Here is a 23,250-nt window from a genome sequence, read left to right on the forward strand (position 1 = left end):
AAAAAGGAGGCTAACCATGCTATCCAAAGACGAGATCGCATCCTACCAAAAGAATGGCTATCTGATGGTGGAGGATGCAGTCAGCCCCTCCCAATTAAACGAATTGCGCCGCTTGACCGCGCAGTTCATTGAGGCTTCCCGCGATGTACGCGAAAGCAACGCGGTTTATGATCTCGACAAGGGCCACGGGCCAGACACCCCGCGCCTAACCCGGATCAAAATCCCGCATAAGCAGCATCCCTATTTCTGGGAGGTGCTGCGCAATTCACGCATGACCGAGGTGTTGGCAAGCCTGCTTGGCCCCGATACAGCCATTATCACTTCTAAGCTCAACACCAAGGCACCAGGCGGTGGGGCAGCGGTGGAATGGCACCAAGATTGGGCATTTTATCCACATACTAACGATGACCTTCTGGCCTTTGGCCTGATGCTTGAGGACGTGGATGCGGCCAATGGCCCATTGATGGTGATCCCTGAAACCCATCGCGGGCCAATTTTGGATCACGGCATAAACGGGGTTTTCGCGGGCGCGATCAATCCCGATGACCCACTCTTTGAGCGCGACAAGATTGTAACTTTGACAGGGAAAGCAGGATCAATGACGGTGCATCACGCCCGCATTCTGCACGGCTCAGCCCCGAATGTCAGCGATAGACCGCGCTATATTCTGTTCTATGAAATCGCCAAGGCAGACGCATGGCCGATCCTTGGTGCCGCTTCGTATATCCACGAATTGGGTCAGCGGCGGTTTTGGGAAGATTTACAGGAACGCATCATCACAGGCAAAGCCTGCCTAGTGCCCCGTCTTGAAACAGTGCCTGTGCGTATGCCCCTGCCACCTGCGCCAGACAACAGTTCAATTTTCAAAACTCAACAAAGCGCAGGCGCGAAAAGTGCGTTTCAGTGACAACGAGCGCGGACCTTCAATAAGTCGCGCGCCCACCTGACAGGTCAAAAACTGATGCAGTGGTAAAGGAATTCTCGCGGCTCACAAGCCAAGCGATCATTGCCGCTGCCTCATCAACTTCTAGAAAACGATTACGTGGGATCTTTGAAAGCATATAATCTATGTGCTGCTGCGTAATCTGATCGAAAATCGCTGTGCGTGCTGCGGCAGGTGTTACACAATTAACTGCAATGTCGTGGTTCGCGCATTCCTTTCCTAGTGACTTAGTAAAGCCAATGACACCAGCCTTCGAAGCGCTATAAGCGCTTGCATTGGGGTTGCCTTCTTTACCAGCGATAGACGCAATGTTTACGATCCGACCAAAATTGCGTTCCATCATTCCAGAAATCACAGCTTTGTTCGTGTAATACGTGCCCATCAAATTGATGTCTATAACCCGCCGAAATTCGTCATTGGAATACTCCGCCACCGTCGCGTTATCGCCTGCAACACCCGCACTATTCACAAGGATATCGATGCGTCCAAACGCGGTCTCAGTTGCATTAACCGCTGCCTCAACAGAACTGTAATCGCTTACATTACAATCAAGAGCCTGAACCCGCCCAATCGCAGACAAGCTTTTGACCGCTTTATCATTTAGTGCCGAATTCATATCCCAAAGCATAACACTAGCCCCGGATCGCAATATTCGTGATGCTACAGCATAACCTATGCCTTGCGCGCCACCCGTCACCACCGCACAAAGGCCCTCTAAGTTAATCCTGCTTTCAGTGTCTGACATAACTTACTCCCTAATTAATCGACTATTACTGCACGCCCATCATTAATCATCTCGGAGATAATGGGCATTTCGCAAAATCCACTGCGGACTTTTTCATCCAATGCATCTTCAGCTGCGCTGATTTCATTTATTGTAGCAATAACTTCATCAATTCGAGCAAAAGGTACTACTACCACGCCGTTTATGTCAGCCACGATAATATCACCACTTTGCACATTTCGTCCGCCAACTATGGCGCCGAAACCAACACGAGCAGGCCCATTGGAATAGGGCGAATTAGGGCTAAGACCCGTACAAAAAACTGGCAAACGGGTTTCCAAAATCCCCTCATAATCACGCATTTCGCCATCTGTAACGAACCCCGCCGCACCCTTGTTCTTTAGCATGCCACAGAAGCGATCCCCGGAAGCCGAGCAGTTTTTACCGCCTTGCATTGCAGCAATGACTATATCTCCCTTTTGCAAAACATGCAGCGCACCCATTGTAGCAAGAATTTCTGCTGGGCCATTTTCAGCGACAAGTGCCACCCCCACGGTGGTGTAAAGATCTTTATCTCGAGTAGCTGCAAAAAGGGGCTTAATACTACTGTCCATCGCACCCTGCCCCTCCATGGCGTCACAGACATAGCCGGTAGGTATATTCTTAAAAGCAGCAATTTGTGCTGAGGATGGGCGCTTGAAGTTCTCACAAATAGTCAAAATTGGTGGTTCAAAAATCACGTTATTTTCTCCTGTTATAAAACAGCCAATCAAACTTTTTTCATTCTAACTAATCAATATCCAGGCAAGCGAATTGAGTGGCTTTTACACCATCAATCAAGGCCTGCTGCGCGTGATGTGACCCTGGCCAATGCAAGACCAGAGGTCGTTGCGAGGCACTGTGCTTTTTGCCTTTGAATTATTTCTCCTGATAGTTCGGATAAAGCGAGCGCTAGCTCTTCCAAACGATCGCACTGCAACAAACCGCTGAGCATATCGTATTTAAGCCCAATCGTCATAAGAGCAATTAACTGCTCGTCAACTCTGCCGCGGATATTTGACATCGCAGAACTGATGCCCTCATCAAACTGACCACGGGCTTCGATAAAACATAAGGTCGCGACCGAACTCATATCTTCAGACTGAGTGAGACACGGATATAGCGCTTCATTGATGCACGACAGTACTCCCTCTTCGTCCTGAGTACCATCAGACAAGCACGTGTTGAGTGTTAGTCGTGCATCTTGCGCTAATGCAGGGCCCGAAAAAACTAGCATGCAGGCCACTGTGAGGAATGACCAAAATTTCGTTTTCATAATGTTTCTCAGTTCAAACGCTTTACTCTTGCATTTGGTATACCATTTGCATTTTGTATAACAAGAACACTTTGACGTTTGACTTTATTAGAGCTGCTAACCCCAGCGAAGCCGCTCGATCAGGAGATTACAATGTCTGACACTCGCGCCAACAAACGTTTCCGCTCACAAGAGTGGTTTGATAACCCCAACAACCCGGGGATGACTGCTCTCTATGTTGAGCGTTATCAGAACTCGACGTTTTCACGCGAAGAATTACAAAGTGAGCGTCCAATCATTGGCATCGCTCAAACGGGATCTGATCTGGCACCATGTAATAAGATACATGTTTTCCTGATGGAACGGATCAAACAAGGCATTCGTGAGGCAGGCGGGGTTCCAATGGAATTTCCCGTCCATCCAATTCAGGAAACAGGCAAGAGGCCAACTGCAGCGCTTGATCGCAACCTGCAATATCTTTCGTTGGTAGAGGTTTTGCATGGTTATCCTATCGACGGAGTGGTGTTAACCACAGGATGTGACAAAACAACCCCAGCAATGTTGATGGGAGCAGCCACTGTCGATTTGCCAGCAATCGCGCTTAATGGCGGACCAATGCTTGACGGTTGGTGGAATGGAAAGCGAGCGGGTTCCGGCATGATCGTATGGGAAAGCCGTCGCCTGCTTGCTGCTGGTGAGATAGACTACGAAGAGTTCATGTCGCGGGTATGCTCGTCAGCGCCTTCACTCGGGCATTGCAATACCATGGGGACAGCTTCGACTATGAACGCCATGGCTGAAGCCTTGGGAATGTCTCTGACTGGAAACTCGGCTATTCCTGCACCATTTCGTGAGCGGATGACAATGGCTTACGAAACAGGCAAGCGAATTGTACAAATGGTTCATGAGGATCTAAAACCTTCCGACATCATGACGCGCAAAGCTTTTGAAAATGCTATCGTCGTTAATGCGGCGATTGGTGGTTCGACAAATGCTCCACCTCATTTGCAGGCGGTTGCCCGTCACATAGGTGTAGAACTTAACGTACGGGACTGGGAAAAGATCGGCTATGACGTACCACTAATGCTTAATATGCAGCCAGCAGGCGAGTATTTGGGGGAAAGCTTTTTCAGAGCCGGCGGTGTTCCTGCTGTTATGGGAGAACTACAAAAGGCAGGCCGCATACATGAAGATGTAATTACTGCGACAGGTAAAAGTATGGGCCAAAACCTGGAAGGTCAGGTCTCTCGTGACCACAGCGTAATTACGACTTATGAAAAACCGCTGCGTAAAAATGCAGGCTTTAAGGTGCTCTCAGGTAACCTGTTTGACTCAGCTTTAATGAAAACCTCTGTGATTTCGGAAGACTTTCGCAAGCGCTTCCTCTCAGAACCCGGGAGTGAGGGCGTATTTGAGGCTAAGGCAGTGGTTTTTGAGGGCCCTGAAGATTATCACGAACGAGTTAATGAAGCCTCTTTGGGCATCGATGAGCACACCATCATGTTTATACGTGGCGTTGGCGCCGTTGGCTATCCTGGCTCAGCGGAAGTTGTGAACATGCAGCCACCTGATCACATCATTCGTCAAGGTATCAGCCACTTGCCGACCGTGGGAGATGGGCGTCAATCAGGTACATCTGAGAGCCCATCAATCCTGAACGCTTCGCCAGAAAGCGTAGTTGGAGGTGGCCTTGCCTATCTAAAGACAGGCGACCGGGTAAGATTGGATTTCAACAGTTCAACATTGCACGCATTAGTTGATGATGCCGAGTGGCAAGCCAGAATTGATGCTTGGATCCCTCCTGAATTACATCATCAAACCCCATGGCAGGAAATTTATCGTACTCATGTGGGCCAGCTAGCCGATGGAGGTTGCTTAGAATTAGCGACTGCGTATCAGAAGATTGGGCGTGATCTACCCAGGGACAATCACTGAAGCCACCGCATAAGATCAATCGAACAAGGAGGCCTAATATGTCCAAAACTATTATCATTACAGGCGGCGGCGGCGGTGTCGGACGCGCCACAGCGCAACATTTCCTCGCCAATGGATGGCAAGTCGGCTTAATCGGCCGCAGATCCGCCGCTTTGGAAGAAACCGCGGCAAAAAATAAAAATACACTTATTTTACCATGTGATGTCACTGACGAAACCCAAGTGGAAAGTGCGTTTAACACTGCCTACGAGGCATGGGGGCGATTGGACGCCGTATTCAACAATGCCGGCGTGAGCCTCGGAGGCGCGCCAATCGACGAACTTTCAGTGGACGACTGGCGTAATCTTATTGATATCAACGTTACAGGCAGCTTCATTGTGGCCCGCGCCGCTTTTAGGATCATGCGACATCAATCGCCACAAGGCGGCCGCATTATCAACAATGGATCTGTCTCTGCCTATGTACCACGTTGGGGCTCTGCGCCGTATACAGCTTCAAAACACGCGATTACCGGTCTTACTCGCTCAATCAGCCTTGACGGACGTCCATTTAACATTGCTTGCGGGCAAGTTGACATCGGCAACGCACTTACCGACATGGCCAGAAAAATGACAAAAGGTGTACCGCAAGCTGATGGAAGTATCGAAGTAGAGCCGGTCATGGATGTGTCTAATGTCGCAACATCCGTGCTTCATATGGCAAATCTTCCTTTGGAGGCCAATGTCCAGTTTATGACAGTCATGGCTACGAATATGCCATATATTGGACGTGGCTAAATTATTAGTGGAAGGGAGAACCGCCCTTCCACTCGCCACCTAACGCTGTAAGCGCGAAGTCACTCTTTTTCCGCTATCGTTTTACCGGCTTAAGAAATTGGAAATCACAACCCTGTTCTGCCTGTGTGACTTCGGTAGCATAGAGCTTATTATATCCACGCAAATTCTCAGGCTCTTCGAGATCAGATACCCATTCTGACCGACGCTTATCTAATTCCTTTTCATCGACCAACAAATCAATACGCTTGTTAGAAACAGAAATGCGAATGCGATCTCCATTTCGCACGAGTGATAGCGGACCTCCTATGGCTGCTTCAGGAGACACATGAAGCACAATAGTACCGAAAGCAGTTCCAGACATTCGGGCATCAGATATCCGCACCATATCTTTCACACCCAATTTGCTGAGCTTTTTAGGAATAGGTAAATACCCCGCTTCAGGCATCCCAGAGTCACTTTTTGGCCCTGCATTTTGTAGAACCATAAAGTCATCGCTAGAAATATCTAAATCTGGATCATCAACTCTTGCAGCTAAATCTTCGAGAGAGGAAAAAACAACGGCACGGCCCTCTGCTTCAAAGAGATTTTTGTCGGCCGCAGCCCGCTTAAATATTGCACCATTTGGAGCCAAATTTCCAAAAAGAGCAATCAACCCTCCTTCTGGCTCTAACGGCTCCTGTGCACGTGCTATAACCCTCGTATCTATGTAGCCGTCATCTGTCTCCAATCGATCGCCAAGCGTTTCACCGGTCACACTAATTGTATCCAAGTGTAGCAGGGGACGTAATTCGCGAAGTACAGCTCCCATCCCACCCGCGAAGAAAAAATCTTCCATGTAATGTGAGCCCATAGGCTTTAGATTAACGAGGACTGGTGTCGTATCCGATAGCTCGTTCAATCGCTCTAAAGAAACGTTTATCCCTAGCCGACCAGCAACGGCAGTTAGGTGCACTATGGCATTAGTTGAGCCGCTTAGCGCGAGCAAAACCCTGATTGCGTTTTCAACGGATTTTTCAGTTATGATTTCACTAGGAAGTATGGGTTTTTCAACCATCCGCGCCGCGGCCAAACCAGACGCTTCAGCCGCTCTAAGGCGATCCGCATGCACCGCGGGTATAGCGGCCGTACCAGGAATGGTCATTCCTAGAGTTTCAGCAACACAAGCCATTGTTGAGGCAGTGCCCATAACTGCACAACTGCCTGCAGTAGTGGCTAGCCGACCTTCAATATCATCGATTTGGTCTTTTGAGACATCACCAGACCTGAACTTAGCCCAAAACCTGCGACAATCGGTGCAAGCTCCTAGCCTTTCTTCACCATAGCGGGAAGTCATCATTGGACCACCAACCAGCTGAACTGCCGGTAAATTTGCTGAAGCCGCACCCATTAATTGAGCCGGCACAGTTTTGTCGCAGCCCCCCATCAACACAACGGCATCCATTGGCTGAGCTCTTATCATTTCCTCGACGTCCATCGACATCAAATTTCTAAATTTGAGACTAGTTGGATTAAGAAAAACCTCGCCAAGCGATATGGTCGGAAACTCAATGGGCAGTCCCCCTCCTAGAAGAACGCCCCGCTTAACCGCCTCAAGCAATTCAGGGAAATGCCGATGGCAATTGTTAAATCCAGAATAACTATTGGCTATTCCAACAATAGGCTTTTTCAAAACCTCTTTTGAGTATCCCATTGAAGCCGCAAATGAGTTCCTCAAATACAATGAGAAATCTTGGTCACCGTAATTGGTAAGTCCCTTACTGAAGCCGACTTTTTTCTCTTTTGACATAATCACCCCAAAAGAAGACTTATCCAACGCGATTGGCCTGCACTTTTTTGTCACGTTCTCTTCGCCAAATATAGAGACCAGAAGCGATGATAACTGCAGCCCCGGCTAAAGTCCAAACCGTTGGATATGTGTTGAAAATTACCACACCTACCAACGCAGCCCAAAAAACCTGTGTGTAGATAAGCGGAGCTAGAATTGATGCGTCAGCCCAACGATGGGCAGTGGTAACCGCAATATGGCCCATAGCACCGCAGAAACCAATTATGCCTAGGACGGCCCAGTCAACGCCGTTATTTGGCCATACCCAAACATTTAAAGCAAATGGCGCTAGCACTATTGTAGCAATTCCGCTGGACCATACCTGTTGTGTTGCATTGGTCTCTACACCGGCTAACAGCCGGGTCATGATGAAATATGTCGAAGCCATCAATAACGTGCATAAGCTTAGAAGCATTGCTGGATGAAACGATTGCCCCCAAGGCTGAATCACCAGAAGAACCCCGAGAAAACCAACGCACACTGCAATAATACGACGCAAACCCACTTTTTCACCAAGAATTGGGATAGCCATTAAGGTTATTACAATGGGTCCAGCAAAAGAAATCGTAGTAGTCACGGTAATGGGAAGAAATTTTAGAGCTTGAAAGTTCAAAACAGTACCCATGAAAAGAGCACAAGAGCGCAATATTTGACGCTTTGGCGCGTTGGAATGAAACACCTCAAATCCTTCACGCGGCACATAAATTACTAGTGAAATCAGAAAGTGTCCTGCGTACCGAATAAAGACAATCTGCAAAATAGGAATGCCAACTATACTCAACCATTTTGCAGACGTATCAATGCCAGTGAAAAATATCACCGCTAGGGTCATGGCAAGCACGCCAGCCAAAACTCGATGCTCTCTGGGCTCCGGGACGTTCATGTTTATGAATTACATCGTCATGCCACCGTCAATGGCAACACATTGACCGGTCATGTACTTCGTTTCGTCGGAGGAAAGATACACCACAAGCTCTGCGATTTCATCCGCGGTACCAAGTCTTCCCATTGGCTGTCGCGCAACAAAATCTTTCATCGCCTGATCGTAATCACCTGTTGCATGCAAACGGCCCTGTAAACTTGGTGTATCTACGGTGCCAGGTGCAATACAATTCGCGCGAATACCGCGCGTAATATAATCGGCGGCAACCTGTTTGGTTAGGGCAATAGTTGCGCCTTTAGATGTCCCATAAATAAAGCGGTTGGGAAGACCGCGGAGAGATGAACATACTGATGCAATGTTCACAATGGCTCCCTGACCACGCTCCAACATCCCAGGAACAGCGGCTTGGATTGCGTGAAAATGGGCCCGCACGTTCAGGTTCATCGCCAAGTCAAAATCTTCATCGGTTGCTTGCTCAATCGTACCAGAATGCACAATCCCAGAGCAATTCACCAAAACGTCTGGCTGTGCTTTAGTCACTGCAGCAACCAGAGCAGCCTTATCAAGAACATCAAGGGCAAAGGCTTCCGCGACATTCAAGTCAGACAGAAATTTATCATGTAAATCCGTGGCAATAACGTGTGCGCCTTCACGCGAAAGCGCAATAGCACTGGCCCGCCCAATCCCCTGCCCAGCAGCAGTTACAAATACGCGCTTACCTTGTAATCTCATGATGATTTCCTTCCCAAATTTTCAACCATCCAGTCCACAATCTGTGGGACCATTAAACCCCCTGCGCCACTTTCAACAATTTCGGCAAGCGTGGCGTTAGCTGCGCCTGACATACGGCTATTAAGGCCCAAATCTTGGGCCATTTGTCGATAATAGCCGACATCTTTAGCCGCATTTTGTGCTGAGAACGCCAGATCGATCTGCCCTTCGGTGGCGTAATTTCGAACAAATTGCATCATACCTGAATGGTTTGGTCCTGCCGCCATCACCTCATAAAGAGATTGACGCGCGATTTTCGCCTCATCGGCGAGAGCAAAAGCCTCTGCCATAGAAATCGCCGTAGTCATGGCAAAGTAATTGTTGATCAACTTAATTGTGTGACCATTCCCAAGCTTGCCTAAATGGAAAACATTTTCACCCAAGACGTCCAGAACCGGCTTCACGCGTGTGTAAGCATCTTCATCGCCGGCACACATAATATTTAATTTGCCATCATAGGCGTGGGCAGGGGTGCGCCCTAAAGGTGCATCAAGATAAATCGCGCCTTTCTCAGCCAACGCCACTCCGATCTTTAGCGTGGACGCCGGCAGCGAGGTGCCAAAATCAATCACAATTTGATTTGGCTTTGCGCCCGCAAGCACACCGGCCTCGCCAAAAATTCGCGCTTCCACCTGTGCCGATGTACCCATGCAAAGCATCACAATATCGACCGACGCTGTTAGACTTGCAGCGTCTAGCGCTTCAACCGCGCCTTTTGCAGCGACTTCCTCGATCCCACTACGATCTTTGTGCCCCAAAACCGTTACAGGATGACCCGCTGCCAAGAGGCGGGAAGCCATCGCTCGCCCCATAAGACCCAGTCCAATAAATCCAATGTGTTCAGCCATATGCTCTACCTTTTATCTTTTCAAATACCACGGAAATCTTGGGGAACCTCGCCACGAGATACAGGCTTTCCGAGCTTTGCCGACAAGGCAGCAGCAAGCGTCATTTCCATCGCCAGAATACCTTGGGATCCAGTGCACAGGACATCATCATGTGCACCATCTATAACCGCAGCGAACCGCTCCATCTGAGCAAGGATCGGATCAATAGAATTATAAGCAGGCGCTTCAAATTGAGACAGACCCCGTCCCCATTCAACTTCACCGGAGTAATTGGCCCTCCAAATCTTTCGTGACGGAAACTCCATCGAAGCTCTTGTACCAGAGATCTTAATATAGTCCTGACCTGTCCCTGCAATATTTGGATTTTCGAACGTTCCCGCCTCAAAACTCCAAGGCGAAGCCCCAGCATCAGAGATTAAAAAAGATCCTAAAGCTCCATTTTCAAATCTCAACGCCAATGAAGCGGTGTCTTCGATTTCTAACTTGCGGCGAGCAGATGAAGTCAGTGCTGTTACCTCACTGATTTCACCAATTAAAAAGTTTAGTAAATCGATTTCGTGGATCAAATTTATCATAAGAGGACCCGCACCTGGCTTACGGCGCCAAAGTGGGTCGAAATAGCTGTCATTTTTGCGTAGCGACCAAAAACCTTGAACACCAACCAAATCACCGAGACTTGAAAGCTCTTCACGCGCCGAAACCGTGAAAGGATGGCAGCGCCGATGATGCCCAACAACCAGCGGGATGCCAGCTTTTTCGAAAGCATCAACAACTGCAAGAGCCTCACCGAGTGTTGCCGCCACGGGCTTTTCAAGAAGCACTCCGAGCCCTTTATCCAAAGCCGACATAGAGTTCTCGTAGTGAGCTGGAGTCGGTGTCGCAATGACAGCAGCCCTAACATTTTTGGGCAAGTCATCCAAGGTAGCCACAGCAGACAGGCCGCTTTCTGTAAGTTTAATCCGCCGGGCTTCATCCGCCTCTACAACAGCAACAAGATCAACAAAATCAGACTTTTGCGCCACTTCTACATGGCGCGCTCCAATTAATCCTGCTCCGATAACACAAATTGGGAGAGGTTTTTTCATAATCCTACCTTACATCACCGCGCCAACTTGCCATGGTACAAATTCAAAATCACCCAACCCCTGCGTCTCAGATTTTGATTTCTCACCAGACGCCATACGTAACCAAGCATCATAGATTTCACGTCCTACTTGCTCGACAGATGCGCCATCGGTGAGAATACGACCGGCATTCACATCCATGTCTTCAATAAGTCGGTTATACATCTCAGTGTTTGTTGCTACCTTTAAAGTCGGTGAAGGCTTAGAGCCAAAAGCCGAACCGCGCCCTGTCGTGAAGACAACTAGGTTACAACCACTTGCAATTTGTCCCGTAACACTTGCCGGGTCATATCCGGGGCTATCCATGAAAGTGAACCCCTTGGCTGTGACCGGCTCAGCGTATTTATAAACACCGGTAAGCGGAGTGGTCCCGCCCTTGGCCGCTGCGCCCAAGGATTTTTCCAAAATTGTGGTCAAACCGCCCTTCTTATTTCCGGGAGAAGGATTGTTATCCATCGACCCCCCATTGCGCGATGTATAAGTTTCCCACCATTTAATTAATTCAATCAGCTTATCGCCAACTTTGCGATCTACCGCACGGGCCGTCAAAAGGTGTTCGGCCCCATAAATTTCAGGAGTTTCGGCCAAAACTCCCGTGCCTCCCTGCGCAACTAATAGATCACATGCATATCCAACTGCTGGGTTAGCGGTAATTCCAGACCATGCATCTGATCCGCCGCATTGAAGGGCAACCATTAACTCAGATGCGGGACATTTCTCACGCTGGGCTTCATTTACCAAAGGCAGCATGGCGTTAATTTTTTCGATACCCCATTCGACTGTCCGGCGAAGTCCACCGATATCTTGAATATTCATTGTCTGAAACAATGGGCCAGGCTTCAAACCATAGGCTTCGATCAGCCAATCAATTTGCATCATCTCACAGCCTAAACCGGCCATAAGAACTCCACCAACATTTGGGTTTCGTGCATATCCCCAAAGAGTTCGCTGCAGCAGCTCAAAGCCAGTGCCGTCTCCACCCATTGCACAGCCAGTTCCATGGACGAATGCAACCACCCCGTCTACATTCGGATACGCTGCGAGACGTTCAGAGGTAAAATGTTCGGCGATTAAGCGAGCCGCAGTTGCAGAGCAGTTAACGCTGGTTAAGACTGCAATATAATTACGGGTACCAACGCGACCCGTGGCACGTCGATACCCCATAAAATAATCTGTCTGATCTGCAGCAAGGACAGGACGCAGATTAGTCGAATATTCATACTCGGTATCTACGTTACGGAATTCCAAGTTGTGCGTGTGGACATGCGAACCCTTCGGTATGTTGCAACCAGCGTAACCAATGGTTTGCGAATATTTGATAATTGCTGAACCCGCCGGAATATCCTCTGAAGCAACTTTGTGACCTCGAGGAATTTCCTGCACCGCACCTTCATCGCCAATTTTAAGAGTTTCTAGGGCAGTAACAACATTATCAGATTGGGAAAGTCTTACTGTCTTCATATGCACACACCACTAAACTTAACGTCCATAAAAGAACGCGCGCAATTTATTTCACAATTACGCGCGCTCCAATTTTGATCAGTTATTGACCTATCCTAAAGGAATAACGTCACCATGTTAGGCCAAATAAGCAATACACCCAAAGCGCAAAGCTGCAGAAGAATAAAGGGCAGGAAACCTCTAAAAATGGCCGTCAATGTGATATGCGGCGGCGCAACCGATTTTAGGTAAAACGCCGCTGGTCCGAATGGTGGCGACAGGAAGCTTACCTGCATGTTCATACAGAACACCACACCAAACCAAATTGCGACATAGCGAGGCTCGAGCTGGCCTATTAGTCCTATCTCCTCAATCGGAAGCCTTGTCACAATGGGCAAAAACACTGGCATGACCAAAAGCACAATGCCAATCCAGTCCATAAACATGCCCATGATGAGGAAGATGAGCATCATCATCAAGATAACGCCCATTGTCGGCAACTCCGAGGCAACGATCAAGTTAGCCACGTAAGTTGGTCCCCCAGCTAGCGTGTATGATGCTGCCAAAGCTGCGGCACCGATAGTGACCCAAATAATTGTACCGGTAGACTTCAAAGTCCTCATAAGGCTGTCCCAGACAATCTCGAAGGTCATTTCGCGACGGACTAACCCAAGCACAAACACTGCTATCACGCCCATCCCAGCAGCCTCTGTGATCCCAGTAATACCCATATAGATGGAACCCAGAACAACACCAATCACGATCGTAGGGGCAATCAAGCCTTTGCCCATCTCCCAACCACGTTCGGTGCGTTCTTTTCCAACCAACAAAAAGACGGTCGCTGTAGCCAGAGCAAAGGCTCCAACAATGTAGGGAATATCAGCAACCATCCCCAACGGAATTGGATCAATACCTTCTACGATTTTATTATCACCAGTGAGCGTGAAAAACACCGCTCGGATGAACAGGACACCCGTCACCCACATGGCGAACTTAGCGATAAAGCCAAGGAACAACATACCCTTTTCGGACCCACTAGGCATCGAAGGATCAGGCTCCGGTAGAGGAGCAAGTGACGGGTTTAGGTTGGTGCGGATCAAGATATAAAGAATGAAAAACGTCGCCAACATGAAGCCAGGTAGGAAGGATGCTGTGAACAAAGCCTTGATCGAAGTTTCAGTCACCAAGCCATAGAAGATCAAAACGATAGATGGCGGGATCATTGTACCCAACGAGCCAGACGCACAGATGGTTCCGATTGCCAGATTTTGATTATATCCAAGACGCAGCATTTGAGGCAAAGCGATGAGGCCCAGAAGTACAACCTCACCACCAATAATGCCGGACATGGCAGCCATAATGACCGCCATAATCGCGGTAACTACTGCAATACCACCCCGAGTTCGGCTCAACCAAACGTTCAGAGAACTGTACATGTCTCGGGCGATACCACAGCGCTCTAGTAGTGCCGCCATGAAGATAAAGAGAGGAACCGAAATCAGAACGTAGTTTGTCATCTGGCGATAAATTGCCTGACTGAGAACGGCCAATGGGCCAGAGCCAAAATCTCTGAAGATGAATTCCGGACCAAACTTCATACCCAGAACAAGAACTGCCAACGCAGCCGATGCAAACCCAAGCGGCATACCAATCGCCAACAAAGCAAACATTGAAAGGAGCAGAACAAGACTAATTGTGCCGATGTCATTAGTCTTGATCCACGAAAATAATTCCAAAAATTCCATGTTTACTGCTCCAAAGTCTTACGAATATTTTCGATTTCCGTTTCATCAATGTCATCGTGGGCAAGGTGCTCAGGAGCCTTGTTCCAATCTGAGAAGAGGTTGGACACAGCTTGGACAGCGACCAAGCTGATGATGGCCAGAAGTGAAGCCTTCAATGTGCCTGGGATGGGTGGATCCCAAAACGTTCCGAAAACCTCCATACGGGCCCAACGTGCTGCCGCATCGTTGTAGCCCCCCCAGACAAGCGCAAAGGCAAAGAAAACGATTAAAACAACAGAAATAACGTCAGCAGTTTTTTGCGCCCAGCGTGGCATCATATCGTAGATAACGTAGATCCGAATATGGCTTCGCTGCTGCATGGCGTACTGACCAGCGAACAAGAACACGAAAGCAGCAATCCAAAGCGACATCTCGTTGGCCCACAAAGTTGGCGCTGAAAATACATACCGCGCAACCACCTCGTAGAACATTACCATCACAATTACAGCAATCGCGATCATGGTAAGCCTGGACGTCACCAAAGTTAGTTTGTCAAAAAAGCCGTCGGGCACGGGCTCAATCGCACCTTTGGTGTCAGAAAAATAAAGCGAGGTCATGATTAAAGTAAAGGCAACTGATACCCAAGTAACCGGTACAATTGGCCGCCCTTCAGGCCGGATCATCTCATACAGGCCCATACCTTCCTCTGCCCACAAATGGGTGGACAAGAGATACAAGTAGATGACGCCCGTAATACAGCCAGATGCAATCGCTAGCATTTTTACTGGTTGGCGCATCTTCCCCAACCAAAGACTATTAGTCTGCATAATTTGCCCCAATCACGTGTTGGTTTAACCCTGCTGGAAGGGGCTGGCGAACCTGGTAGTTCGCCAGCCCCGAGCTAACCGCTAATTGCGGCCATTGAGCATTAGTTGATCAGGCCCAGAACGGTCATGTACTCAACATGGCTGTCTACCAGCGCAGCTGCCTCAGGCGAACGTGTTGCCCAGTCAGCCCAAGCTTCTTGAGCCATCGAGCGGAACATCGCACGATCTTCTGCCGACCAGTCGTGAAGCACGATACCATCTGCTGTCAACTGAGCCGCCGCTTCGGCGTTTGCAACGTCCATGTAAAGGGTCAGCTGCAGAGAAAGCTTCTGCCATGCAACTTCCATGATGCGCTGCTGCTGCTCAGTCAAACCATCCCAAACGTCCTTGTTACAGGCTAGGTGGTCAGATGGCATTGAGTGGAAGCCAGGGAATGACGCATGCCCTACGATGTCGTAAAGACCCATTGCTACGTTGTTAGCAAGCGCAGAAGCGTCGGCGCCGTCGATCACACCCGTCTCAAGAGCGGTAAAGATGTCGGTAAAGTCCATCACGATAGGCGATGCGCCGAGCTTCTCAAAAATCTCGGTCTCCATTCCAGGAGGCGAGCGGAACTTCCAACCTACAAGATCTGCTGGTCCAGCGATTGGACGGGAAGAAGACATCGACTCTTGGCCAAACAGCGACCAGCCGATGAGCTGCATGTTGTATGCATTGTACAGCTCCTGGGCATCGTCGTATCCACCGCCTTGGTAAAGCCACGAATACTGCTGCCATGGAGTGTCATAACCACCCATGATATCGCCCAAGAATTGGAAGGCAGGGTTTTTACCAGTTTGGTAAGCGGCGCCGGTTGCGTCGCAATCCAGAATGCCGTTAACCGCAGCGTCCCAAGTTTCAACAGAACCCACAACAGATGAAGAGAAGAACATCTCTACAGTAATGTCTCCGCCAGACATCACATTTACGTCGTCAGCCCACTGTGTAATATGACGACCAAGCGGCGTCTCTGCTGCGTGGTGAGTTTGGATCCGGAGATTAACCGGGTCCGCTGCCGCTGCGCCAGCGACCATAGCGCCCGCTGCAGCTGTTACTAAAAGCGATTTAATTTTCATCGTTCCTCCCTTTGCGGCTTTAGCCGCTGAGTATTTTGCTGCTGTACTGCAGCTTTTAAAATTCGATGGCGCACCATCTAGAATCGACGGTAGCCAAAGCGCTATCGACAATCAACCACTTTTGGTATACCAAAATTTTTCATCTCAATTATTTCAAACGTTGATTATTGGTTTGTTGTCGATTGTGAAATTTCTATGTCAGAGTTTTCATCGCAAAATTTGGCCGACCAAACGGCTCTAAAGCTCAGAAGATGCATCCTTAGAGGTGACATCAAACCTGGCGATCCAATCAAAGAACGAGACACCGCCATCGTGATGGGTGTGAGTCGTACGCCGATGCGCGAGGCGATCCGTATGCTGTCCAAGGAAGGGCTCATTGAGCTTCGGCCAAGCAGGAGTCCAGTAGTTGCAGAGCTGAATATAACATCCGCAACAGAGCAGGCTGCAGTCCTTATTGCTTTGGAAAATCTTTCCGTTGAACTAGCGTGCGAAAACGCGACCGAGAAAGATCTCGAGGACATGCAGCAAATTGTTGAAAATATGGATGCGAATTTCTACCAGTTCGACCCCCTCGACATGTTTGAGATTGACATGTCGTTTCATACAGCTATCGCCAAAGCGTCGCACAACTCGGCACTAGCAAAGACACATCAAGCCTTTCAGCAACGGCTATGGCACGCACGCTATTTAGCCGCGCGGGAACGTCGCAACCGAGATCGTGTCGTCAGTCAACATAACTCTATCCTAGAAGGGTTAAAAATGAGAGACAAACGGGCCGCTTGCAGCGCAGTGGGAGCGCATCTGTCGCAATTAGCCGAAGATATTCGTCAACAGATTACAAACCAAAATGCCCGGAAGGGTACATAGCAAGATCAAATCAAGAGTAGGAGAATAATAGATGAAATTACTGCGCTACGGCCCCCAGGGTCAGGAAAAGCCAGCTATTCTAGATGCAGAAGGCCAAGTGCGCGACCTGTCAAGCCATGTCGCCGATTTCGCAGGCGCAGCCGTGTCACTTGAGGCTTTGGACGCAATCCGCAAAATCGACATCTCAACTCTACCCGTTGTTGCCAATCCTGGTCGGATTGGGGCCTGCCTTGCCTCTGTGCCTAATTTCTATTGCATTGGCTTAAACTACGCCAAACACGCCGCCGAGACAGGCGCAGAGCCCCCAAAGGAGCCCATCATTTTCTCCAAAGCGACCTCATCCTTGTCTGGCCCGTTTGACCCCGTGGTCATTCCGCGCAATTCGGTCAAAGCCGATTGGGAGGTCGAGCTTGGAGTGGTGATCGGCCGCGAGGCGCTTTATGTCAGCGAGGCAGATGCGCTCTCTTACGTGGCGGGCTATTGCACCATTAACGATGTCTCAGAGCGCGAGTTCCAAATCGAAAAAGGTGGTCAGTGGATCAAAGGCAAATCTGCTCCAACCTTTGGCCCTACAGGCCCCTATCTGGTCACCGCAGATGAGGTTGGCGATCCGCAAAAACTGGGGCTAACCTTGTCGCTGAATGGCGAAGTTGTGCAGGATTCGAACACCGATGATATGATTTTTGGTGTCGCGAAAATCATCTCTTACATGAGCCAATTCATGAAACTGGTTCCGGGCGATATCATCGCGACAGGCACACCTTCGGGCGTAGGTATGGGGATGAAACCGCAACGGTTCCTCAAGCCAGGTGATATGATGGAGATCGAAGTGAAGGGTCTCGGCGCACAAAAACAAACAGCCGAAGCTGCAAGCTAAGGCCATCTAAGTTTCCCAAGGCGGGGTTCGCCCGCCTTGGTTTTTTATGTTCAGCCAGAGTTTGTCCCCATGTCGCGCACGCCCAACCTTAACGGCTTTCTGTATTTCGAAACCGTGGCACGGCGGGGCACGATCAGCCGCGCCGCCGAAGAGATGTCAGTATCGCCCTCAGCGGTCAGCCAACAAATCAAACTTCTTGAACAAAATCTGGGCGTAAAGCTGTTCCGTCGTCAGGGGCGTATGTTGAGCCTGACGCTGGAAGGCGAGCAACTGTTTCAATCGGCCTCCGTGGCGCTTCGCATGCTGCGCGACACAAGCCGTCATTTCAAACGCGGGCGCGAAACTTATCAGCTGAATATGCGCGTAACCCCCAGTTTTGGGGTGCGGTGGTTGGGGCCCCGCCTGTCTGATTTCATCGCGCGCCATCCTGATTGGGATCTTCACATTGATGCGGCCCCCGACCCCACCGATTTTGACCGCGAGATGATGGAACTGGATCTACGCTATGGCACGGGGAATTGGCCGGGCTATCACAGCGAAGCGGTGTTTGACGATTGCGTGGTTCCCCTGTGCAGCCCCGACTACCTAAAAGAGCTCCCACAAAGCGGCGATGCCGCCGCCACCCTTGCCGCGGCACGTCTCATTGGCACGCCACGGGCCTTGTGCCAGTGGGACTATTGGCTGAACCACAATGCCATCACCCTGCCCGAACGGCATATGCCGATTTTGATGGATCGCTCCTCTATGGCGCTGCAACTGGCCGTTGATGGGGTGGGGGTGGTGCTCGACAGCATGTCCTTAGCTATGCCTGAAATCGCCGAGGGGCGACTTGTGCCAGTTCTGCCGCAAATTCCCGTTTTGCGCTTTACATCCTATTGGGCGATCTGCCCGAGCCGCTATATCAAGCGGCGCGCTGTGCAAGAATTTCTTGCGTGGTTAAAATCGCAGACCAAGGATTTCGAAACTGAAATCACCGCTGCCTGCGCCCGCCACGGATTGCGTCAAACCCGTATAGAATTCGACCTCGAGCGGGCGGCAGAGCAGCATTAGGTTTAGTGGATCAACGATCCGCCATTCACATCGACCTCAGAACCCGTGACATAGGCCGAAAGATCAGATGCCAAGAACAACGCGCAACCTGCCACGTCCGAGGCTTCGCCCGCGCGCCCCATCGGGATACCCGCAAGGATCTGCACCTTCATCTCAGGGGTCAGCTTGCCCGCCGTAATGTCGGTGGCGATAAATCCTGGGCAAATCGCATTGGCACGGATGCCATCAGGCGCCAATTCCCGTGCCATTGCCTTGGTCAGGCCCAAAACACCCGCCTTGGCCGCCGAATAATGCGGCCCGCCAAAAATACCGCCGCCCCGCTGCGCCGATACCGATGACATATTCACAAGCTTGCCACTTTGCCGCTCACGCATATGCGGGATTACAGCCTGACTCATATTCAGCGTGCCAAGCAGGTTCACATCCAACACGGCATCATAGTTTTCATGGCGAATTTCCATGATCTTCAATGGCTGTGTAATGCCCGCATTATTGACCAAAATATCAATCTGGCCATAGGCCTCGAGGATCACAGCGACCGCACGGTCGCAATCCTCTTTGCGCGTCACATCGCAGGCAAGCCCGATATGGCCTGCGCCCAAATCAGCGGCGGCTTCTTCGGCTTGGCCCTCGTCCAAATCCAAGATTGCCACTTTTGCGCCATGCTCCACGAAAAGCTTTGCCGTGGCCTTGCCCAATCCGCGCGGGCTTGCAGCCCCTGTGATGATGGCAATCTGTCCGTCCAGTAAACCCATTCTCGCTTCTCCTTTGACCGCGCCGCGCGGCGCGTGGTTATTGGTCGACCCAACGGCGCAGTTGCTCTGCAATCCGTTCAACTGTGATCCCGTATTGGTCATGCAGGCTTGGCAATGCGCCTGCGTCCAAAAATTCATCTGGCAAGCCAATTTGGCGCAATGGCACGAAGACATCATGCGTCATCAGCGTCTTGGCGACCGCATCACCAAGCCCGCCTGTGATGGAATGATTTTCTGCAACCACCACAAGGCGCCCGTTTTTTTGTGCCTCGGCAAGAATTGTGTCTTGATCCAAGGGTTTGATGGTTGGGCTGTGCAACACCGCAACGCCAATGCCATCTTGCGCCAGAACCTGCGCCGCATCCAAAGCGCGCATGGTCATGATCCCTGAAGAAATGATCAAAACATCCGCACCCTCGCGCAGCAACTTCGCGCGACCAAGCTCAAAACTATAATCATACGCGCCCAACACATTGGCCACTTGTCCGCGCAAAAGCCGCATATATGCAGGGCCGTTATAGTCTGTGATGGCGCGCGTGGCCTGTGCCACATCCACCGCATCGCAAGGGTCAATCACCACCATATTGGGCATCGCCCGCATGATCGCCATGTCTTCGGTCGCTTGATGGCTTGGGCCATAGCCTGTGGTCAAACCCGGCAGCGCGCAGACGATTTTGACGGGCAGGTTTTCCTCTGCAATCGCCATAGCGATAAAGTCATAGGCGCGCCGCGCGGCAAAAACCGCGTAGGTGGTTGCAAAGGGCGTAAACCCTTCGCGGGCAAGCCCTGCTGCGGCCGACATCAAAAGCCCTTCGGCCATACCCATCTGATAAAACCGCTCAGGATAGGCCTGCGCAAAAATATGCAGATCGGTGTATTTCGACAAATCGGCAGACAACCCCACGATATCCACACGGGTCTTGGCCAAGTCCACCAATGCATGACCAAATGGCGCCGCAATCGTCTCGCGGCCTTCGGCATCGAGAGAGGCGATCATAGCGGATGTGCGCACTGCATCTGCGCCACTTGCGCGGCTGCGGGGGGTATATTTCGACTTTCTGCGGGAATGGGGAGGGATGCTCATAGCGGCTTTTTCTCCTCATGCTCAGCCAAGGCCTTGGCCCATTCATCGGCTTCGACACGGATAAAATGCGTTTTCTCACGGGTCTCAAGAAAGCTGATCCCATGACACATTTTGGTATTGCAAATAATAACACGAGGGCATGGATTGGGATGCGTTTTGGCCGCATCAAAGGCCGCAACCACCGCTGCTAAATCATTGCCATCCACCTCTTGTGCGAACCAGCCAAAGGCCTCCCATTTCGGCGCTTCGGCCCCTTGGGCCAAGGCCGCACGACTTGGCCCATCGGCCTGTTGATTGTTGAAATCAACGATCGCAATCAGGTTGTCCAATTTCCATTGGGTGGCAGACATCACGGCCTCCCAAGTCGAGCCTTCGCCAAGTTCGCCATCTGACAACAGATTATAGACAAAGGCAGGGTTGTTCTTGCGTTTCAGACCCAAGGCTGCGCCCACCGCAATGCCCAACCCATGACCAAGCGATCCGCCTGTGATCTCCATCCCAGGCGTATAGGCGGCCATGCCCGACATCGGCAGGCGGCTATCATCCATGCCATAGGTGGCGATTTCATCCTCGGGCAAAATCCCCGCTTCAATCAGTGCTGCATAGAGTGCGATCGCATAGTGACCTATGGAGAGATAAAACCTATCGCGCCCTTCCCATTCTGGATCATCGGCGCGCAAGCGCATCGCATGAAAATAGGACACGGCCAAAACATCAGCGACACCAAGCGCCTGACCAATATAGCCTTGCCCCTGCACCTCGCCCATCAATAGCGCGTTGCGCCGAATTGCCCAAGCCCGTTGTGCCAGCGACATATTTACTCCGCTCTGGCTCACAACACCCCTCCCTGCATGCTCTGCGGTTTCCCCATGATATCCGCGCCGAAGATGCGGCAGCGACAGGACGAAAAACAAGACCAGATAAATGAATTATCTTTAAGCCCTGCTTTAAGATAATGCTCAAAAAAAATGATGGTTATTGTCGCAGCCGTCCCGTTATCAAAGATAGGGCTTGTGCCGCAACCAATAGGGAAAAAACATCATGAACCTGTCACGACTGCTTGCCGAATATAACGCCGCCAAGGGGCCTGTGCGTGTTGGTTTGATTGGGGCGGGAAAATTTGGCTCAATGATCCTCGCGCAGGCAAAGCACATCAAGGGCTATCACATTGTGGGTGTTGCGGATCTTGATATCAGCAAGGCCAAATCCTCCTTCGCGCGCGTTAATTGGGCTGCCGAGGCCTATGACGCCCCGACCCTCTCTGACGCGTATAAGACGGGCAAAACCTGCATTACCGATGACGCGGAGGCGTTGATGGAATTTGATGGCATCGACTGCGTGATTGAGGCCACAGGGCATCCGATTGCAGGCATCCGCCATGCGCTTGCCGCCATTGAGGCGGGCAAACATGTGATCATGGTTAATGTTGAGGCCGATGTTCTATGCGGGGCCTATCTGGCCGCGCGCGCCCGTGAAAAAGGTGTGGTCTATTCCATGGCCTATGGCGATCAGCCTGCCGCCATTTGCGAACTTGTCGATTGGGTGCAGGCGAGCGGCTTTGAATTGGTCGCCGCAGGAAAGGGCATGAATTTCTGCCCGCATTACCGCTATTCGACCCCCGACACGGTCTGGGGCTTTTTCGGGTGGAGCGATGAAGAAGTCGCTGCAGGTGATTTCAATCCAAAAATGTATAACAGTTTCACCGATGGCACGAAGGCCGCGATTGAAATGGCCGCGGTCGCCAATGCCACAGGGCTTGACTGTCCAGAGGATGGCTTGGCCTTCCACCCTGCGGGCCTGCATGATCTGGCACGCGTATTCAAACCCCAATCCGAAGGCGGGCAATTGGCCCGCGCAGGTTTGGTCGATATCGCAGCAAGTCGCGAGCCCGATGGGCGGGTGGTAATGAACAATATCCAATACGGAATGTTCGTCACCTTTCGGGCGCCCGATGAATATACGCGCGCTTGCTTCCAGCAATATGGACTCTTGACCGATGACAGCGGGTGGTATGGGTCAATGTGGCGGCCGTTCCATTTGATCGGCCTTGAAACATCGGTTTCCGTGTTGAACGCTGTTTTGCGGGGCGAGGCCACAGGCAGTTCAACGCTTTATCGCGCCGATGCAGTCGCAACCGCCAAAGGGGATTTCAAAGCAGGCGACTATTTGGACGGCGAAGGCGGGTTCAAAGTGTGGGCCAAGGCAATCCCCGCAACGCGCGCGGCCAAGGTCAATGCCTTGCCAATCGGGCTTGCACATCACATCAAACTCAAGCGCGACATCGCCCGCGACCAGATCGTGACCCTAGACGATGTCGAAATCAAAGACGATCTCGATATATTTGAGATGCGCCTTGCCTTGCGCGAAATGGCCAATGGCTAGGGAGGG

At 50.7% G+C, this 23,250-nt stretch carries 22 protein-coding genes; 7 read left to right on the plus strand and 15 right to left on the minus strand.

Annotation, left to right across the window (positions count from 1 at the left end; genetic code table 11):
• The first annotated feature begins 16 nt into the window (after window positions 1–16).
• On the plus strand, window positions 17–907 hold the full coding sequence (locus AAC622_RS07760; protein ID WP_340252230.1) for a phytanoyl-CoA dioxygenase family protein: 891 nt from the start codon (window positions 17–19) through the stop codon (window positions 905–907).
• A gap of 16 nt (window positions 908–923) precedes the next feature.
• Here the strand turns inward: AAC622_RS07760 and AAC622_RS07765 are convergent, their stop codons facing one another.
• The 3 genes from AAC622_RS07765 to AAC622_RS07775 form a co-directional block, all read right to left on the minus strand.
• A complete protein-coding gene (locus AAC622_RS07765) occupies window positions 924–1,688 on the minus strand; it encodes an SDR family NAD(P)-dependent oxidoreductase (protein WP_340261228.1) in 765 nt (254 codons plus the stop codon).
• A gap of 14 nt (window positions 1,689–1,702) precedes the next feature.
• Window positions 1,703–2,407 carry an RraA family protein gene (locus AAC622_RS07770; RefSeq protein WP_340261229.1) on the minus strand — a complete coding sequence of 235 codons (705 nt, stop codon included), beginning with the start codon at window positions 2,405–2,407 and terminating at the stop codon, window positions 1,703–1,705.
• Between the two features lie 92 nt (window positions 2,408–2,499).
• On the minus strand, window positions 2,500–2,982 hold the full coding sequence (locus tag AAC622_RS07775; RefSeq protein ID WP_340261230.1) for a hypothetical protein: 483 nt from the start codon (window positions 2,980–2,982) through the stop codon (window positions 2,500–2,502).
• A gap of 132 nt (window positions 2,983–3,114) precedes the next feature.
• Here AAC622_RS07775 and AAC622_RS07780 point away from each other — a divergent pair, with 132 nt between their 5' ends.
• Window positions 3,115–4,896: an IlvD/Edd family dehydratase gene (locus AAC622_RS07780; protein WP_340261231.1), complete on the plus strand. Its 1,782-nt coding sequence runs from the start codon at window positions 3,115–3,117 to the stop codon at window positions 4,894–4,896.
• A 38-nt stretch (window positions 4,897–4,934) separates the two neighbouring features.
• Entirely contained in the window at window positions 4,935–5,672 is a 738-nt protein-coding gene (locus AAC622_RS07785) for an SDR family oxidoreductase (RefSeq protein ID WP_340252240.1), read from the plus strand.
• A 73-nt stretch (window positions 5,673–5,745) separates the two neighbouring features.
• Here AAC622_RS07785 and AAC622_RS07790 read toward each other — a convergent pair whose 3' ends face one another.
• The 9 genes from AAC622_RS07790 to AAC622_RS07830 form a co-directional block, all read right to left on the minus strand.
• Window positions 5,746–7,458 (minus strand): dihydroxy-acid dehydratase, encoded by a 1,713-nt coding sequence (locus AAC622_RS07790; RefSeq protein ID WP_340261232.1) that lies wholly within the window; start codon window positions 7,456–7,458, stop codon window positions 5,746–5,748.
• A gap of 19 nt (window positions 7,459–7,477) precedes the next feature.
• Entirely contained in the window at window positions 7,478–8,380 is a 903-nt protein-coding gene (locus AAC622_RS07795) for a DMT family transporter (RefSeq protein WP_340261234.1), read from the minus strand.
• A 9-nt stretch (window positions 8,381–8,389) separates the two neighbouring features.
• Window positions 8,390–9,112 carry an SDR family oxidoreductase gene (locus tag AAC622_RS07800; protein WP_340261236.1) on the minus strand — a complete coding sequence of 241 codons (723 nt, stop codon included), beginning with the start codon at window positions 9,110–9,112 and terminating at the stop codon, window positions 8,390–8,392.
• The gene (locus AAC622_RS07805) at window positions 9,109–9,999 is read right to left on the minus strand and encodes an NAD(P)-dependent oxidoreductase (RefSeq protein WP_340261237.1); all 891 of its coding nucleotides are present in this window, start codon (window positions 9,997–9,999) and stop codon (window positions 9,109–9,111) included. The genes AAC622_RS07800 and AAC622_RS07805 overlap by 4 nt, the downstream gene beginning before the upstream one ends.
• Before the next feature lie 20 nt (window positions 10,000–10,019).
• Window positions 10,020–11,084 carry a Gfo/Idh/MocA family protein gene (locus AAC622_RS07810; protein WP_340261238.1) on the minus strand — a complete coding sequence of 355 codons (1,065 nt, stop codon included), beginning with the start codon at window positions 11,082–11,084 and terminating at the stop codon, window positions 10,020–10,022.
• Window positions 11,085–11,093: 9 nt separating this feature from the next.
• On the minus strand, window positions 11,094–12,584 hold the full coding sequence (locus AAC622_RS07815; RefSeq protein WP_340261240.1) for a UxaA family hydrolase: 1,491 nt from the start codon (window positions 12,582–12,584) through the stop codon (window positions 11,094–11,096).
• Window positions 12,585–12,679: 95 nt separating this feature from the next.
• Entirely contained in the window at window positions 12,680–14,308 is a 1,629-nt protein-coding gene (locus AAC622_RS07820) for a TRAP transporter large permease (protein ID WP_340261242.1), read from the minus strand.
• Between the two features lie 2 nt (window positions 14,309–14,310).
• Window positions 14,311–15,114, minus strand: a complete 804-nt coding sequence (locus AAC622_RS07825) for a TRAP transporter small permease subunit (protein WP_340252258.1) — start codon at window positions 15,112–15,114, stop codon at window positions 14,311–14,313.
• Window positions 15,115–15,215: 101 nt separating this feature from the next.
• A complete protein-coding gene (locus AAC622_RS07830) occupies window positions 15,216–16,229 on the minus strand; it encodes a TRAP transporter substrate-binding protein (RefSeq protein WP_340252260.1) in 1,014 nt (337 codons plus the stop codon).
• 195 nt (window positions 16,230–16,424) lie between these two features.
• On the opposite strand from AAC622_RS07830, the gene AAC622_RS07835 reads away from it, so the two are divergent.
• The 3 genes from AAC622_RS07835 to AAC622_RS07845 all read left to right on the plus strand — a co-directional run bounded on the left by AAC622_RS07835 (window position 16,425) and on the right by AAC622_RS07845 (window position 19,023).
• On the plus strand, window positions 16,425–17,096 hold the full coding sequence (locus AAC622_RS07835; RefSeq protein ID WP_340261243.1) for a GntR family transcriptional regulator: 672 nt from the start codon (window positions 16,425–16,427) through the stop codon (window positions 17,094–17,096).
• 31 nt (window positions 17,097–17,127) lie between these two features.
• Window positions 17,128–17,973 carry a fumarylacetoacetate hydrolase family protein gene (locus AAC622_RS07840; protein ID WP_340261244.1) on the plus strand — a complete coding sequence of 282 codons (846 nt, stop codon included), beginning with the start codon at window positions 17,128–17,130 and terminating at the stop codon, window positions 17,971–17,973.
• A 69-nt stretch (window positions 17,974–18,042) separates the two neighbouring features.
• Complete coding sequence (locus tag AAC622_RS07845) at window positions 18,043–19,023, plus strand: LysR substrate-binding domain-containing protein (protein WP_317656144.1); 981 nt, start codon at window positions 18,043–18,045, stop codon at window positions 19,021–19,023.
• Window positions 19,024–19,025: 2 nt separating this feature from the next.
• Here the strand turns inward: AAC622_RS07845 and AAC622_RS07850 are convergent, their stop codons facing one another.
• From AAC622_RS07850 to AAC622_RS07860, 3 genes are read right to left on the minus strand one after another with little or no spacing between them, the layout of a single operon-like run.
• A complete protein-coding gene (locus tag AAC622_RS07850; RefSeq protein ID WP_317656145.1) occupies window positions 19,026–19,778 on the minus strand; it encodes an SDR family NAD(P)-dependent oxidoreductase in 753 nt (250 codons plus the stop codon).
• 37 nt (window positions 19,779–19,815) lie between these two features.
• Window positions 19,816–20,862 (minus strand): transketolase family protein, encoded by a 1,047-nt coding sequence (locus AAC622_RS07855; RefSeq protein ID WP_340261245.1) that lies wholly within the window; start codon window positions 20,860–20,862, stop codon window positions 19,816–19,818.
• Window positions 20,859–21,677, minus strand: a complete 819-nt coding sequence (locus AAC622_RS07860; protein WP_317656691.1) for a transketolase — start codon at window positions 21,675–21,677, stop codon at window positions 20,859–20,861. Before AAC622_RS07860 ends, AAC622_RS07855 begins: the two co-directional genes overlap by 4 nt.
• A gap of 226 nt (window positions 21,678–21,903) precedes the next feature.
• Here AAC622_RS07860 and AAC622_RS07865 point away from each other — a divergent pair, with 226 nt between their 5' ends.
• The gene (locus AAC622_RS07865; RefSeq protein ID WP_340261246.1) at window positions 21,904–23,244 is read left to right on the plus strand and encodes an NAD(P)H-dependent oxidoreductase; all 1,341 of its coding nucleotides are present in this window, start codon (window positions 21,904–21,906) and stop codon (window positions 23,242–23,244) included.
• Window positions 23,245–23,250 lie beyond the last annotated feature (6 nt).

This window comes from Roseobacter sp. HKCCA0882 (genome assembly GCF_037805225.1).
In the GTDB taxonomy this organism is placed as follows: domain Bacteria; phylum Pseudomonadota; class Alphaproteobacteria; order Rhodobacterales; family Rhodobacteraceae; genus M30B80.